This window comes from Rhodococcus sp. WS1 (assembly GCF_003797745.1).
GTDB classification, from domain to species: domain Bacteria; phylum Actinomycetota; class Actinomycetes; order Mycobacteriales; family Mycobacteriaceae; genus Rhodococcus_F; species Rhodococcus_F erythropolis.
This window is the reverse complement of the sequence record NZ_RKLZ01000003.1, coordinates 94,160-108,554: the sequence shown is the minus strand read 5'-3', so window position 1 is coordinate 108,554 and position 14,395 is coordinate 94,160. Positions and strand designations below refer to the sequence as shown.

Here is a 14,395-nt window from a genome sequence, read left to right as displayed (position 1 = left end):
GTCCGAAAAATCCCCCTACGGTGGTGAGTGGAACTCACAGCTGCCACCGGGAGGAATGACGTGACCGAGAATTACGTAGACGGGCTTTCACTCGAGGAGAAGGCGTCGTTGACGTCCGGCTCGGATTTCTGGCACAGCCAGTCCGTTGCCGGAATCGAATCGATACTCCTGACCGACGGTCCGCACGGAGTCCGGAAACAACCCGAGGGCGGCGACGCACTCGGACTCGGCCACAGCATTCCAGCGACGTGTTTCCCACCGGCGGTCGGGTTGGGCTCGTCGTGGAACCTCGACCTCATCCGCCAGGTCGGTGAGGCTCTGGGCGACGAAGCCAAAGCCGAACAGGTCTCGGTCCTCCTCGGCCCAGGCATCAACATCAAACGATCACCCTTGTGTGGCAGGAATTTCGAATACGTCTCCGAGGACCCGTTCCTCTCCGGCCGCGTCGCGGCAGCGCTGATCACCGGCATCCAGTCTCGCGGCGTCGGAACCTCGCTCAAGCACTTCGCTGCCAACAACCAAGAACACGACCGGATGAGAGTCAGTGCCGATGTCGACGAACGGACGCTGCGCGAGATCTATCTGGCCGGCTTCGAATACGCCGTAAAGACCGCGGCCCCGACGACGGTCATGTGCTCGTACAACAAGATCAACGGTGTGTACTCGAGCCAGAACCATTGGCTACTCACCGAGGTACTCCGCGAACAGTGGGGCTTCGACGGCCTCGTCGTTTCGGACTGGGGAGCGGTCAACGACCGCGTGGCGGCACTCGCCGCGGGCCTCGACCTGGAAATGCCGCCGACCGGAACCGATACCCAGATCGTCGACGCCGTGCGCGGCGGCGACCTGGACGAATCCGTGCTCACCACTGCAGCCGAACGACTGTCGACGCTCGTGAAACGCACCGCCGCCGCGCGCACCGAAGGCCACACGTACGACGTCGAGCGTCACCACGAACTGGCACGGACCGCTGCAGCGGAGTCCGCTGTCTTGCTGGCCAACGACGGAGAACTACTGCCGCTGACCCCCGGCGGGCAAACTGTCGCGGTGATCGGCGAATTCGCGTGCAGCCCGCGGTACCAGGGGGCCGGCAGTTCACAGGTGGTTCCAACCAAGCTCGACAATGCCTTGGACGCGATCCTCGACCTCGAAGGCGCCGACCGCGTCACTTTCGCACCGGGCTTCACCTTCGACGGCACTCCGGACGACCACATGGTCACCGAGGCAGTCGACGCCGCACGCCGCGCTGACGTCGCGGTGCTGTTCCTCGGACTACCGTCCGCCACAGAATCCGAAGGATTCGACCGAACCGACATCGAACTGCCGGCTGACCAGATCGCCCTGCTGGAAGCGGTCCACGGCGCGAACCCGAACACGGTCGTCGTGCTCGCCAACGGCGGTGTGGTTTCGATCGAGCCTTGGAAGGATCATGCCGCCGCAATCCTCGAGGGCTGGCTACTCGGCCAGGCGGGCGGCTCGGCGATTGCCGATCTTCTGTTCGGCATCACGAATCCGTCCGGCCGCCTCACGGAGACCATTCCGCTTCGCCTCCAAGACAATCCGTCGTATCTGCATTTCCCGGGATCACAGCAGCACGTCCGCTACGGCGAAGGCCTGTACGTGGGATACCGCTACTACGACTCCGCGCTGCGCGAAGTGGCGTACCCGTTCGGGTTCGGGCTGAGCTACACCACCTTCGACATCACCGATACCTCCGTCGAGGCCGGTGAGAACTCCGCCGAAGTGACCGTCACCGTGCGCAACAGCGGCGACCGATCGGGCAGCACCGTCGTTCAGGTCTACGTCCACGACGCCTCGGCAAGCATCGATCGACCCGCGCAGGAATTGAAGGGCTTTGCCAAGGTTTACCTCGACCCCGACGAATCCGCGACTGTGGCCATCACGCTCGACACCAGGGCATTCGCCTATTGGTCCGTCGCGGCGCAGGACTGGGCGATCGAACCTGGCGACTACGAGATCCGCGTCGGCTTCTCGTCTCGGGACATCGCAACCACCGACACGATCACCCTGGCCGGGAACGTCGGCGTCGGCACGCTCGACGCCATGTCGACCATCGGCGAATGGCTCGCCCATCCCGTCGGCAGCGCAGTTCTCGGCGCCGCCATGGCTGCCGCAGCGGGCGACGGTGCACAGGCGGTCAGCCCCGAGATGATGGCACTCGCAGGCTCGATGCCGCTCGGAAAACTCGCCACCTTCGGCCTCGGCATCACCGAGGAACAGGTGGCGCAGTTGGTGGCGGCCGCCGCGCAGCCAGGCTCCTGACCGCCTGAACTGCGGTTTCGACGTGCGAAGAGTCCGCCGGTAGATTTTTATGAACTATTTGGTTAATAATCTTGTGTAGTTGCTGTGGCGTCGGTTACATTCCTTGTATCGCTCTCCGCACAGACGTTCTCGATACGAACACCCTCGACGAACATCATCGGCGGATGTAGAGCCTCCACGACGCTTCCACCCAGGAGATGAGCATGTCAGCTAGCACGGTTACACCGTCCGGCCCCGAGGCGGGATCCTTGGCCAGGCCGGACACGACCAAGGTCAAGCGCGCCGCAACGTCGTCGTTTCTCGGCAGCATGCTCGAGTACTATGACTTCTACATCTACGCCTCCGCCGCTGCACTCATCTTCCCCACCGTGTTCTTCCCGGACAGCGGACATGCGGCACTGCTTTCGCTGGCCACCTTCGGTGTCGCGTACGTCGCGCGTCCCCTCGGCGCTGTAGTCCTCGGCCATTTCGGTGACCGCGTCGGCCGCAAGAAGATCATGCTGCTCACGCTCATCATGATGGGCGCAGCAACATTCCTCATCGGATGTATTCCCAGCGCGGATTCGATCGGAGTTCTTGCACCGATACTGCTGGTCCTGATGAGAATCGCTCAGGGCATCTCCGCCGCTGGCGAACAGAGTGGCGCCAGCTCACTGACTCTCGAACACGCTCCCGAAGGTCGACGGGCATTCTTCTGCAGCTGGACCCTCAACGGCACCCAGGCCGGCTTCATCCTCGCCAGCCTCGTCTTCCTGCCCATCGCCGCACTCCCCGACGACATCCTCTACACGTGGGGCTGGCGAATCCCGTTCTGGGGCAGCCTGATCGTTCTCGTGGCTGCATACATCATGCGTCTCAAGCTCGAAGAGCCGGAAGAGTTCACCGAGCAGCAGGAGTCGAAGGCCGTCGCCAAATTGCCTGTTGCCGATCTCCTTCGCACCCACAGCGCAAATCTGATTCGCGTGATCTGCTGCGCTTTCATCGCCGTCGTCTCGACCATCTTCTCCGTCTTCGGACTCGCCTTCGCGACCACCGAGGAAGTGGGGATCCCGAAGTCGACCATGCTCTGGGTGGCTATCGCAGCCAACGCCGTGGCCTTGCTCAGCCAGCCCGCCTGGGCGATTCTCTCCGACCGGATCGGTCGCAGGCCGCTGTTCATCGGTGGCGCCCTCGGTAGCGCGGTGTTCATCTACGTGTACTTCGGCGCAATCGCCAGCGGCAACGTCCCGCTGATCTTCCTGGCCGCAATCGGATTGATGTCCGTCTTCTACGCTGCCCCGAATGCCATCTGGCCGTCGTTCTACTCCGAAATGTTCAACACCAAGGTCCGCTACTCCGGCATCGCGATCGGCACCCAGGTCGGCTTCGCCCTCGCAGGCTTTGCGCCCGCCATCGGCAACGCCCTCATGGGCGGGGACAAGACACACTGGATGCCCGTTGCCATTCTGACATCGGTGGCCTGCGTCATCTGCGCGATCTCCGCGTTCACCGCCAAGGAGACGTTCCGCACTCCCCTCAAGGAACTCGGCAACCCGATCTAGCCGAACACCCCCAGACACCCTGCACGAACCACTGTGTTGCACGAACGACTGTGGCCCGGTATCTCTCGCGAGAGATACCGGGCCACAGTCGTTTTGAAGTTTCTACGCCGTCTTGTCGCGACGCTCGCCACGCTCCGGCTTACGCGGAACGATGGTCGGAAGTACGTTGTCGTTGACGGTCTCCGCGGTGACGACCACCTTTTCGACGTCGTCACGGCTGGGGATGTCGTACATCACCGGAAGAAGAACCTCTTCCATGATGGCGCGCAGGCCACGAGCGCCGGTTCCACGCAAGATCGCCTGATCGGCGATAGCGTCGAGCGCTTCTTCGGTGAACTCGAGTTCGACGCCGTCCATGTCGAAGAGACGACGGTACTGCTTGACGAGAGCGTTCTTGGGCTCCGACAAGATCTGAACGAGCGATTCCTTGTCGAGGTTGGTCACCGACGCGATCATCGGCAAACGGCCGATGAACTCGGGAATCAGACCGAACTTGATCAAATCCTCCGGCATGACCTCGGCGAAACGATCGACCGTATCCAGTTCGGCCTTCGACCGAACCTCGGCGCCGAAACCGATACCGCGCTTGCCGACACGATCGGAGACGATCCGCTCGAGACCAGCGAAAGCACCCGCGACGATGAACAGCACGTTCGTGGTGTCGATCTGAATGAATTCCTGGTGCGGATGCTTGCGACCACCCTGCGGCGGGACGCTCGCCTGCGTACCTTCGAGGATCTTCAGCAACGCCTGCTGAACACCTTCGCCGGAGACGTCACGCGTGATCGACGGGTTCTCGCTCTTGCGAGCGATCTTGTCGACCTCGTCGATGTAGATGATTCCGGTCTCGGCGCGCTTGACGTCGTAGTCGGCAGCCTGAATCAGCTTGAGCAGAATGTTCTCGACGTCCTCACCGACGTAGCCGGCCTCGGTCAACGCCGTCGCATCGGCGATGGCGAACGGGACGTTGAGCATCTTCGCGAGAGTCTGAGCGAGGTACGTCTTGCCACAGCCGGTGGGGCCGAGCATCAAGATGTTGGATTTTGCGAGCTCAACCGTCTCACCCCGCGCATCACGGCCCTTGTCTCCGGCCTGAATGCGCTTGTAGTGGTTGTAGACGGCCACGGCCAGCGTCCGCTTGGCGGAATCCTGACCGATGACGTAGTTCTCGAGGAATTCTCGGATCTCCGCAGGCTTGGGAAGCTCGTCGAGCTTGACCTCGCTCGATTCGGCCAATTCCTCTTCGATGATCTCGTTGCAGAGGTCGATGCACTCGTCGCAGATGTACACCCCGGGTCCTGCAATGAGCTTTTTGACCTGCTTCTGACTCTTGCCGCAGAAAGAGCACTTGAGCAGATCCCCGCCGTCGCCGATGCGTGCCATCTCGTGAGGTCCCTACTTTCCATCATGTACGTGCACTCGCCGCCACTCGATCGGTCGAGACGCTCCGCAGTACTCGGTATCAGATCAGAAGTTGTCAGATCAGAAGTTGTCGGATCAGACAAACTGATCAACAAACTGATCGAACAAATCTGGTCGAACAATCGCAGAACGCCGGTCGAGAACCAGCCCGTGAAGTGACGGTACCCGCAGATCCCGAACGGGGTCGACCTGTTCTCGGCGTTTCGCCTGCGGATAAAAAAGAAAAGAGTCGAGATTTCAGCCTGGCGAGCGCTCCACCAGGCACTTCTCGACGTGTCCGCCTCGTGTCGGGAATCGGAATACAGATCCTCGACACGAGGCGGAAATCGACTACTTCTGTGCGCTGAGCTTCCGGTAAGCCAGCACGTCGTCGATGATGCCGTACTCCTTGGCCTGCTCGGCCGTGAGGATCTTATCGCGATCGGTGTCGACGCGGATGGTCTCCGGATCCTTGCCAGTGTGCAGCGACAGCGTGCTCTCCATGAGTCGACGCATACGCTCGATTTCCGCAGCCTGGATCTCCAGATCGGAAACCTGACCCTGGATGCCGCCCGTGGCCGGCTGGTGAATCAGAATGCGCGAGTTGGGGAGCGCGAAGCGCTTGCCCGGCGTACCACCGGCGAGAAGGACAGCAGCTGCCGAAGCAGCCTGACCGAGGCAGACGGTGGAGATGTCGGCACGGACGTACTGCATCGTGTCGTAGATCGCCATCAGCGCGGTGAACGAACCACCGGGCGAGTTGATGTACATGGTGATGTCGCGGTCCGGATCCTGCGATTCGAGAACCAGCAACTGTGCCATGAGGTCGTTGGCGGAGACGTCGTCGACCTGCGAGCCGAGGAAGATGATGCGCTCCTCGAACAGCTTGTTGTACGGGTCGGACGTCTTGACGCCGTAGCTGGTCTGCTCCGTGAACTGGGGCAGGATGTAACGCGATTGGGGGCCCGACGGCGCCTGGCCGCCCAGCGAGTTAGCTCCGAAAAGATTGGTCATCAGTTCTCCAAAGTATGAATTGGGCAGCGAAAGGATGGACGAACCGGCTCAGTTGCCGGTGCCGCCGGCCTGATTCGCACGGGAGACGACGTGGTCGACGAAGCCGTACTCGAGAGCTTCCTTCGCCGTGAACCAACGGTCACGGTCGGAGTCCGCGGTGATCTGCTCGACCGTCTGGCCGGTGTGCTGAGCGATCAGCTCGGCCATTTCGCGCTTGGTGTGCTTGAACTGCTCGGCCATGATCGCGATGTCACTGGCGGAACCACCGATACCGGCGGACGGCTGGTGCATCATGATGCGGGCGTGAGGCAGTGCGTAACGCTTGCCCTTGGTGCCTGCCGAGAGTAGGAACTGACCCATCGACGCCGCAAGGCCCATACCGAAGGTGGCGATGTCGCACTCGGCGAACTGCATCGTGTCGAAGATCGCCATACCTGCGGTGACAGATCCACCGGGCGAGTTGATGTAGAGCGAGATGTCTCGCGTCGGGTCCTCGGCCGAGAGCAGCAGGATCTGCGCGCACAGCTTGTTGGCGATGTCGTCGTCGACCTGGGTACCGAGGAAAATGATGCGCTCTCGCAGCAAGCGCTCGTACACCGAGTCGCTGAGGTTCAACCCAGCGGTCGCTGAAGTCATGGCGGGACTCTGCAAAGTCTCCAGGTGATTGGAAGTCACGGTACCTGCCTTCTATGTGGATCTACTTGTGCGGTGGATCGTCTATGCGAAACACTTCTACTGACACAGACAGTAACGAAGTAGGGCGGCACCGGAGTCCCGGTGCCGCCCTACTTCGCTCAAAGCGGAAAACTCAGTGCAGTCGATCGTGGTGAAAACACCCGTCCGCCTGCGTTTTTACTTGTCTTCGCTCTCGGCGGAATCAGACGCATCCGCTTCGGTTTCGTCCTCGCTGCTGCCGAACAGTTCAGCGGTGTCGACAACGGCGCCGGAGGTGTCCTTGACACCGGCCGACTCGACGACGGACGCGAGAGCCTTGCCACGACGGACGTCTGCGAAGACGGCGCCGAGCTGGTTGGCCTGCTGGATCTGCTGGATGAACTGCTCAGGAGCCATGCCGTAACGCTGCGCCTGGAACAGGATGCGCTCGGTGAGCTCGTCCTGACCGACGGTGACGTTGCCCGCATCGGCGATCGAGTCGAGCAAGAGCTGCGTCTTGACGGAGCGCTCAGCGGCTTCCTGGGCATCCTTGTCGAACTCTTCGCGGCTGCTGCCCTGCTCTTCGAGGAGCTTGTTCAGTGCCTCTTCGTCGTGATCGAGACCGTGAACGGCGTCATGCAGTGCAGCATCGACCTCAGCCTTGACGACGGCTTCCGGCAACGGAACCTCGACCGTCTCGAGCAGCTGCTCGAGAACCTTGTCGCGGATCTGACCGGCCTGCTCGACCTTGCGGACGCGTGCGACGCGCTCGCGGAGGTCAGCCTTCAGTTCTTCCAGGGTGTCGAACTCGCTGGCGAGCTGAGCGAACTCGTCGTCCTCAGCCGGAAGCTCGCGCTCCTTGACCGTCTGCACGGTCACGGTGACAACAGCTTCCTTGCCCGCGTACTCGCCGGCGACCAGCGTCGACGTGAAGTCCTTGGACTCCCCCGCCTTGAGGCCGATGATGGCTTCGTCGAGGCCCTCGATGAGCTGGCCCGATCCGACCTCGTGCGACAGTCCGCTAGCGGTTGCCTCGGCAACGTTCTCGCCGTCGACGGTGGCCGACAGGTCGATGGAGACGAAGTCGCCGTCCTCGACTGCGCGGTCGACGCCGGTGAGGGTGCCGAAACGCTGACGCAGCGAAAGCAACTGCTCTTCGATGGCTTCGTCGGTGATCTCGATCGGATCGACCTCGACGTTGATGGAGCTGAAGTCAGGGAGCTCGATCTCGGGGCGCACGTCGACCTCGGCGGTGAACTCGAGGAGCTCGCCGTCTTCGATCTTGGTGACCTCGATCTCGGGCTGGCCGATGGCCTTCACGCCGGCGCTGGTGACAGCCTCGGAGTAACGCGACGGCAGAGCGTCGTTGACGACCTGCTCGAGCACAGCGCCGCGACCGACACGTGCTTCGAGGAGGCGAGCCGGAGCCTTGCCGGGACGGAAGCCGGGGAGACGAATCTGCTGCGCGAGGGCCTTGTAGGCCTTGTCGAAATCAGACTTGAGTTCCGCGAAGGGCACCTCAACGTTGATACGGACTCGCGTCGGGCTGAGCTGCTCGACGGTGCTCTTCACGAAACTTCGCTCCTTCGTCTGGTCTTGCTCACAACTTGTGTTGAATCGGTACTGCTGTCTGGCGCGGCACTTCACTCCCGGACTTACTGGAGGTGAAGTGCCATGTACGTACTTGTCGGGATGACAGGATTTGAACCTGCGACCCTCCGCTCCCAAAGCGGATGCGCTACCAAGCTGCGCTACATCCCGTTTCCGATCACATGAAACACACGATACGGCCATCCGAGGCCACAAAGACAGCGGGCCACAAAGGCAGCCACCATCGGTGACCGCGCACAACCCTATCGCGCTCACTACTCTCTCACGAACCCGACCGTCGTTTGTACACGGCCCGCCTGTCCGACCCCGTCAGTATGTCATCCGACCGCCGCCACATACAGCCTTGGCTGAACGAAACGTGATGACAGCCGGAATCAGAAGCCGGGCCGCAAGGCAAGACACCCCGACTCGCCGGGCATTTCGGCAATTCCCCAGGTGAACGACGGTATCGAACTTCTCCAACCCCCCGATTATGAAATCCGGTGGGGCATTGGGTACAGTTTCGTATCGCAGACGACGAACACGGCGATCCCGAGTTGTCGTATGCACGGGGATGTAGCTCAATGGTAGAGCCTCAGTCTTCCAAACTGATCACGCGGGTTCGATTCCCGTCATCCCCTCCATGAGGAGGGAAACTCCACAAAAATCCGCATCGGCCTGGCCGGTGCGGATTTTTTGTGTTCAGACTTTGTGCACTCAGGCCACTCCCCTGTGGTCCGTATCCTGGAGTTGTCCGGATCGATTCTGCTCGGGAGGCCACTCGTGACCACGATTCTTCTCATACTCGTCGTTCTGGCCGTAGTCGTATTTCTGGTCATGAAAAGCCAGCAACGCGGTTCCGGCCACAGCGCAACACAACTCGACGACGCGAAAGCCGATGCCAGGCAGGCGATCGAACGCCTCGGCGGTCAGGTCTACAACCTGACCGGCAGTGACGACGCGTCGCGCCAAGCCCTCGCCGACGCGGCCGAACGGTACAACGCCGCAGGCTCGCAGATCGATCAAGCCGCAACGCCGGTGCAGGCACGTCTCGCGAAACAGACTGCGCTGGAAGGGCTTTACTACATCCGCGCGGCGCGGGTGGCAATGGGCATGGATCCGGGACCGGAAGTTCCTTCCATCGACGGACAGAAGGCTGCGGGTTCGGTCACCGAAGACCGTGAGGTCGAATTCGAGGGCCGCAAGGTCGCGGCATCACCCAATCCGTCGTCGCACACACCCAACTACTACCCCGGTGGCCGAGTCGCCGGACGCCCGGTCCCGGCCGGCTGGTACTCCGAACCCTGGTGGAAGCCTGCCCTCGTCGCCGGCGCCTGGGGTCTGGGTTCGATGATGCTGTTCTCGACCATGTTCTCCGGCATGGCCGGGGTTCCTTACGGCGCAGAAGCTTTCGCGCAGGGTGGCGATACGGGAGCCGGCGACTCGGGAGATCAGGGCGACTCGGGAGATCAGGGTTTGGACGCCGGTGACTCCGGCGCGGATCAAGGAAGTGTCGACAACACCGATTTCACCGCAGACGGTGGAGGCAGCGACTACGGGGACTTCGGAGGCGGCGATTTCGGCGGCGGAGACTTCGGCGGCTTCGACTTCTAAACCGACTGGCACACCGGGCACCAGAACAGGTTTCGCGCCTCCATGACGGAATGCAGGATCGGTGTGCCGCACACGCGGCACGGCGATCCTGCTCTTCGGTAAACGTAAGTCCGCGGACGATCCTTCGCGTACGCCGGATCACCGTTGTCGTGCTCGGCGCGAACGACGTGCATCTTCCCGCGCCTGACACCAACCTTCATCAATTCGACAAGATCTGCCCACATGGCAGTCCATTCGTCGTGAGAGATGAGATTCCCCGGCCGTTCAGGGCTGATTCCGTGACGAAAGAGAAGTTCGGCGCGATAGACGTTGCCGACACCCGCCAGGACCGCTTGATCCATGAGCAGCGCGCCGATCGCCTTCTTGGACTTGGAGATTCGCACCCATGCCTGGTGTGGATCCGCGCCGCGGCGCAGTGGGTCCGGCCCGAGTCTGGCCTCGATCGCGGCGACCTGAGGCGGCAGTAGGACTTCGCAGGCGGTGGGACCACGAAGGTCGGTGCCGAAATCGGCACCGACCATTCGCATCCGGACCTGGCCTACCGGTTCTTCCATCGGCAGGGCGGAGTCGGTGAACTTTCCGTACAGCCCGAGGTGTACGTGAACTGTCAATCCGTTGTCATAGGTGTGCCAGAGGTGCTTCCCCCAGGCATCCGAGGACGTGAGTACGTGTCCGTCCACCAGACGCGCGTCCTCGGCGAATCTGCCTTGCGGGCTGAGGACGCGGACCGGTGAACCGACGAACTTGCGGGCATGCAACCGTGCCAGTCGATGCAGGGTATGACCTTCAGGCACGGAACAACTTTCGGATCAGGCTTGCGGCAGAGCCGGTGCGACGCCGGTCTTCTCGTACTCGGACAAGATGTCGATACGACGCTGATGACGCTCTTCACCCGACCATGCGGTGGCGAGGAAAGCGTCGACGATGGCGAGTGATTCCTCCAGGGAATGCATACGTCCACCGATGCCGATCAGCTGAGCGTTGTTGTGCTCGCGGGCCAGCTTCGCCGTTTCGACGCTCCAAGCGAGAGCGCACCGTGCGCCGGGAACCTTGTTCGCGGCGATCTGCTCACCGTTGCCACTGCCACCCAGGACGATTCCCAGGCTGCCCTCGTCGGCAACGACGCGCTTTGCGGCTTCGATGCAGAATGCCGGGTAGTCGTCCACGGCGTCGTACTCGTGAGCACCACAGTCGATAGCCTCGTGGCCGTTCGCTTTCAGGTGTTCGATGATCTCGTTCTTACGTTCGAATCCGGCATGGTCGGCACCCAGGTATACGCGCATGGCGACAATTCTCTCAGGCCCGACCAGCCGGGCGCACCCGGGTCGACGTCACACTTTCAGGAACACGCATCGCCGCGCGAGCGCACCTATCGTGGTGCCCATGTACCCCGTCAACGGCCAGGCCGCTGCACCCGCCGTTCGTGTGTCACCAGGCAGTGACGCGGTTCGCCACCCGTGGGAAATCCCGCTACTCGTGCTCGCCGTTCTGACGACAGTCGTCACCTATGTGGTGGCGATCGTTCTGATCGCTGCGGGTGATCTGTCGACGTGGATCCTCGTGGTGCTCGCGGCTCCGATCCTGCTGTTCCTCGCGCGAGGTCAGCTGTACGGATCGCAGCAGGTCAACGGAATCAAGATGACGCCTTCGCAATTTCCGGAGGGGTATCAGCTGGTCGCCGAGGCCGCGGCACGGTTCGGCATGAAAACTCCGCCGGATGCCTACGTCGTGCTGGGGAACGGACGGATCAACGCATTTGCGTCAGGGCACGGATTTCGGCGTTTCGTCGTCGTCTACAGCGACCTGTTCGAGGTCGGTGGGCAGGCCCGCGAGCCCGATGCGCTCGCATTCATCATCGGTCACGAGGTCGGCCACATCGCTGCTGGGCATGCGTCGTACTGGCGCCAGTGGGGACAGTTCGCGTCGAACTACATTCCGGTGATCGGATCTTCGCTGTCGCGTTCCATGGAGTACACGGCAGACAACTTCGGTTTTCACATGCGCCCACAGGGAGCACCGGGCGCCATGGGTGTCCTCGGCGCCGGAAAGTATCTCGTGGGTCTGGTCGGATTCGACGAACTCGCCGATCGCGCGACACTCGAATCCGGTTTCTTCCCGTGGTTCGTCAACATCTTGTCGTCGCATCCGGTGCTGACCTGGCGTGCGGCCGCGCTTCGCAACCGCACGCACTCAGGGCATCTGTTCTTCCGGCCCGGTCAGCTCTACCGAAATCCGGCGCTCACTACCGCTCAGTCGAACTGAGGATCCTCGTTGCGGGTCCGCTTGAGCTCGAAGAAGTGCGGGTAGCCGGCCAGCGCGACGGCGCCGTCCCACACCTTGCCTGCATCCTCGCCGCGCGGGATACGTGACAGCACGGGACCGAAGAACGCCACGCCGTTGACATGGATCGTCGGGGTTCCGACGTCGGGTCCGACGGCGTCCATGCCCTTGTGGTGGCTCTCACGCAGTGCCTCGTCGTACTTGTCGGTGTCGGCAGCCTCGGCCAGTTCGGGCGGCAGTCCGACCTCGGCGAGCGACGACTTGATGACGTCGGCGAAGTCCTTGTTGCCCTCGTTGTGAATCTTCGTACCCATGGCCGTGTACAGCGGCAGCAGGATCTCGTCACCCTTCAGCTGCGCTGCCGCGATAGCGACGCGGACCGGGCCCCAGGCCTTGGTCATCATCTCGCGATACTCGTCGGGGAGGTCGCGGCCCTCGTTGAGAACCGCAAGGCTCATCACGTGGAACTTGGCCTCGATGTCGCGTACCTGCTGGGCCTCGAGAATCCAGCGCGAGGTGATCCAGCACCACGGGCAGAGCGGGTCGAACCAGAAGTCAGCAGTGTCCGTGGTCTTACTCGAGGTTGCGCTCACGAAGAAACTCCCTATCAGTTCATGTCGGTCAGGTTCTGTCAGTTCGGGGACATACTCCCGTTCTGCCAACAATCATGAACCCGCAATCCTTCCCGCGCTTTCCCCCGAACCACCTTCCGATCGCAGTAGTGTCGAAAAGAAACGAGTACGAAGGAGTGGTTCAGTAATGAGCACCAACCGGAGATTCGTGATCGTCGGCGGCGGGCTCGCGGGCGCAAAGATCGCAGAAGCCCTGCGTGACAGAGATTTCGACGGTGAGATCACCGTATTGAGCGAAGAAGACCACCTTCCGTACGAGCGGCCGCCGCTGTCGAAAGAGTTCTTCGCAGGCAAGAAGACACTCCCCGAATTTACCGTCCACGACGGCGAGTGGTTCCGCGACCATCACATCGATCTTCGTCCGGGAACGACGGCAACGGCCATCGACCCCGCTGCGCACACCGTGTCACTTCCGGACGGTTCCACGATCAGCTACGACAAGCTCGCCTTGGCCACCGGCTCACGTTCGCGGCGCCTCGACATCCCGGGGTCCGACGCCGAGGGCGTTCACTACGTGCGAACAGTCGATCAAGCCGCTGCGCTACTGCGCACCCTGGCCGCCGACAAGAAGCTAATCGTGATCGGTGCCGGCTGGATCGGTCTCGAAATTGCCGCGTCGGCTCGCGGTTTCGACGTCGACGTCACCGTGCTCGAACATGCCGGCCTTCCGCTCGAATCGACCCTGGGCCCGGAAATGGGTGAGGTCTTCGCCGCTCTGCACCGCCAGAACGGCGTCGACTTGCGCACTGGCACGGACGTCAGCGCAATCTCTGTCGACGGCGATCACGCCGCCGGCGTCACTTTGAGCGACGGCACCGTGATTCCGGCCGACGCCGTGTTGATTGCTGTCGGCGCGTTGCCGAACACCGAGTTGGCGTCGGAGGCGGGTATCGACGTCGACAACGGAGTTCTCGTCGACGCCGGTCTGCAGAGCAGCGACCCCGACGTCGTTGCAATAGGCGACATCGCGGCCGCACAGCATCCGATTCTGAATGCACGAATTCGGGTGGAGCACTGGGCAAACGCACTCAACCAACCCGAGACGGCCGCAGACACCATGTTGGGTCGGCCCGCCGAGTACGTGCGCATGCCGTATTTCTTCACCGATCAGTACGACCTCGGGATGGAATACGTGGGTCACGCACCTCACGGCGGCTACTCCCGTGTCGTCACTCGCGGCGACGTCGACAAGCGCGAGTTCCTGGCCTTCTGGCTCGATTCCGCGAACAAGGTGCTCGCCGGCATGAACGTGAACATCTGGGATGCCGGTGACGCCATCAAGGAATTGGTCGCCTCTTCGCGTCCTGTCGATCCGGAGCGGCTGGCCGATCCGGAGATTCCGCTGGCAGAAGTGTCCGCTTGAGTAAAGCCGTTCTCTTCGTGATG

At 62.2% G+C, this 14,395-nt stretch carries 12 protein-coding genes and 2 tRNA genes; 6 read left to right on the top strand and 8 right to left on the bottom strand.

Going from position 1 to position 14,395, the window contains the following annotated elements:
• Nucleotides 1–60 precede the first annotated feature (60 nt).
• Nucleotides 61–2,283: a glycoside hydrolase family 3 C-terminal domain-containing protein gene (locus EEB12_RS25600; RefSeq protein ID WP_141488751.1), complete on the top strand. Its 2,223-nt coding sequence runs from the start codon at nucleotides 61–63 to the stop codon at nucleotides 2,281–2,283.
• A 203-nt stretch (nucleotides 2,284–2,486) separates the two neighbouring features.
• Nucleotides 2,487–3,824 (top strand): MFS transporter, encoded by a 1,338-nt coding sequence (locus EEB12_RS25595; RefSeq protein ID WP_020970000.1) that lies wholly within the window; start codon nucleotides 2,487–2,489, stop codon nucleotides 3,822–3,824.
• A 102-nt stretch (nucleotides 3,825–3,926) separates the two neighbouring features.
• Here the strand turns inward: EEB12_RS25595 and clpX are convergent, their stop codons facing one another.
• The 5 genes from clpX to EEB12_RS25570 all read right to left on the bottom strand — a co-directional run bounded on the left by clpX (nucleotide 3,927) and on the right by EEB12_RS25570 (nucleotide 8,654).
• Nucleotides 3,927–5,207, bottom strand: coding sequence for an ATP-dependent Clp protease ATP-binding subunit ClpX (gene clpX, locus EEB12_RS25590; RefSeq protein WP_003944582.1), 1,281 nt, complete (start codon nucleotides 5,205–5,207; stop codon nucleotides 3,927–3,929).
• A gap of 369 nt (nucleotides 5,208–5,576) precedes the next feature.
• A complete protein-coding gene (locus EEB12_RS25585) occupies nucleotides 5,577–6,239 on the bottom strand; it encodes an ATP-dependent Clp protease proteolytic subunit (protein WP_003944539.1) in 663 nt (220 codons plus the stop codon).
• 48 nt (nucleotides 6,240–6,287) lie between these two features.
• Nucleotides 6,288–6,875: an ATP-dependent Clp protease proteolytic subunit gene (locus tag EEB12_RS25580; RefSeq protein ID WP_007730960.1), complete on the bottom strand. Its 588-nt coding sequence runs from the start codon at nucleotides 6,873–6,875 to the stop codon at nucleotides 6,288–6,290.
• Between the two features lie 216 nt (nucleotides 6,876–7,091).
• Nucleotides 7,092–8,465, bottom strand: a complete 1,374-nt coding sequence (gene tig / locus EEB12_RS25575; protein WP_019749086.1) for a trigger factor — start codon at nucleotides 8,463–8,465, stop codon at nucleotides 7,092–7,094.
• Between the two features lie 115 nt (nucleotides 8,466–8,580).
• Nucleotides 8,581–8,654: transfer RNA gene (locus EEB12_RS25570), tRNA-Pro, on the bottom strand.
• 399 nt (nucleotides 8,655–9,053) lie between these two features.
• On the opposite strand from EEB12_RS25570, the gene EEB12_RS25565 reads away from it, so the two are divergent.
• Together EEB12_RS25565 and EEB12_RS25560 are read left to right on the top strand one after the other, a co-directional pair.
• Nucleotides 9,054–9,127 (top strand) — tRNA-Gly (locus EEB12_RS25565).
• A gap of 193 nt (nucleotides 9,128–9,320) precedes the next feature.
• The gene (locus EEB12_RS25560; RefSeq protein ID WP_051296042.1) at nucleotides 9,321–10,097 is read left to right on the top strand and encodes a hypothetical protein; all 777 of its coding nucleotides are present in this window, start codon (nucleotides 9,321–9,323) and stop codon (nucleotides 10,095–10,097) included.
• Here EEB12_RS25560 and EEB12_RS25555 read toward each other — a convergent pair.
• Together EEB12_RS25555 and EEB12_RS25550 are read right to left on the bottom strand one after the other, a co-directional pair.
• Nucleotides 10,094–10,891 carry an Fpg/Nei family DNA glycosylase gene (locus EEB12_RS25555; RefSeq protein ID WP_020908236.1) on the bottom strand — a complete coding sequence of 266 codons (798 nt, stop codon included), beginning with the start codon at nucleotides 10,889–10,891 and terminating at the stop codon, nucleotides 10,094–10,096. The genes EEB12_RS25560 and EEB12_RS25555 overlap by 4 nt on opposite strands.
• Before the next feature lie 15 nt (nucleotides 10,892–10,906).
• On the bottom strand, nucleotides 10,907–11,380 hold the full coding sequence (locus EEB12_RS25550) for a ribose-5-phosphate isomerase (protein ID WP_003944571.1): 474 nt from the start codon (nucleotides 11,378–11,380) through the stop codon (nucleotides 10,907–10,909).
• Between the two features lie 100 nt (nucleotides 11,381–11,480).
• Between EEB12_RS25550 and EEB12_RS25545 the strand changes: the two genes are divergently transcribed.
• Entirely contained in the window at nucleotides 11,481–12,359 is an 879-nt protein-coding gene (locus tag EEB12_RS25545) for a M48 family metallopeptidase (RefSeq protein ID WP_021333424.1), read from the top strand.
• Here the strand turns inward: EEB12_RS25545 and EEB12_RS25540 are convergent.
• Entirely contained in the window at nucleotides 12,347–12,970 is a 624-nt protein-coding gene (locus EEB12_RS25540; RefSeq protein ID WP_003944541.1) for a DsbA family protein, read from the bottom strand. The two genes, EEB12_RS25545 and EEB12_RS25540, sit on opposite strands and share 13 nt — an antisense overlap.
• 166 nt (nucleotides 12,971–13,136) lie before the next feature.
• Between EEB12_RS25540 and EEB12_RS25535 the strand changes: the two genes are divergently transcribed.
• Nucleotides 13,137–14,372, top strand: a complete 1,236-nt coding sequence (locus EEB12_RS25535) for an NAD(P)/FAD-dependent oxidoreductase (RefSeq protein ID WP_141488750.1) — start codon at nucleotides 13,137–13,139, stop codon at nucleotides 14,370–14,372.
• Nucleotides 14,373–14,395 lie beyond the last annotated feature (23 nt).

Excerpts from the sequence above, each read along its gene's own strand:
- EEB12_RS25595 (WP_020970000.1), top strand. The coding sequence starts at position 2,487 with ATGTCAGCTAGCACGGTTACACCGTCCGGCCCCGAGGCGGGATCCTTG.
- clpX (WP_003944582.1), bottom strand. The coding sequence starts at position 5,207 with ATGGCACGCATCGGCGACGGCGGGGATCTGCTCAAGTGCTCTTTCTGC.
- EEB12_RS25585 (WP_003944539.1), bottom strand. The coding sequence starts at position 6,239 with ATGACCAATCTTTTCGGAGCTAACTCGCTGGGCGGCCAGGCGCCGTCG.
- EEB12_RS25580 (WP_007730960.1), bottom strand. The coding sequence starts at position 6,875 with ATGACTTCAGCGACCGCTGGGTTGAACCTCAGCGACTCGGTGTACGAG.
- EEB12_RS25560 (WP_051296042.1), top strand. The coding sequence starts at position 9,321 with ATGAAAAGCCAGCAACGCGGTTCCGGCCACAGCGCAACACAACTCGAC.
- EEB12_RS25550 (WP_003944571.1), bottom strand. The coding sequence starts at position 11,380 with ATGCGCGTATACCTGGGTGCCGACCATGCCGGATTCGAACGTAAGAAC.
- EEB12_RS25545 (WP_021333424.1), top strand. The coding sequence starts at position 11,481 with ATGTACCCCGTCAACGGCCAGGCCGCTGCACCCGCCGTTCGTGTGTCA.
- EEB12_RS25535 (WP_141488750.1), top strand. The coding sequence starts at position 13,137 with ATGAGCACCAACCGGAGATTCGTGATCGTCGGCGGCGGGCTCGCGGGC.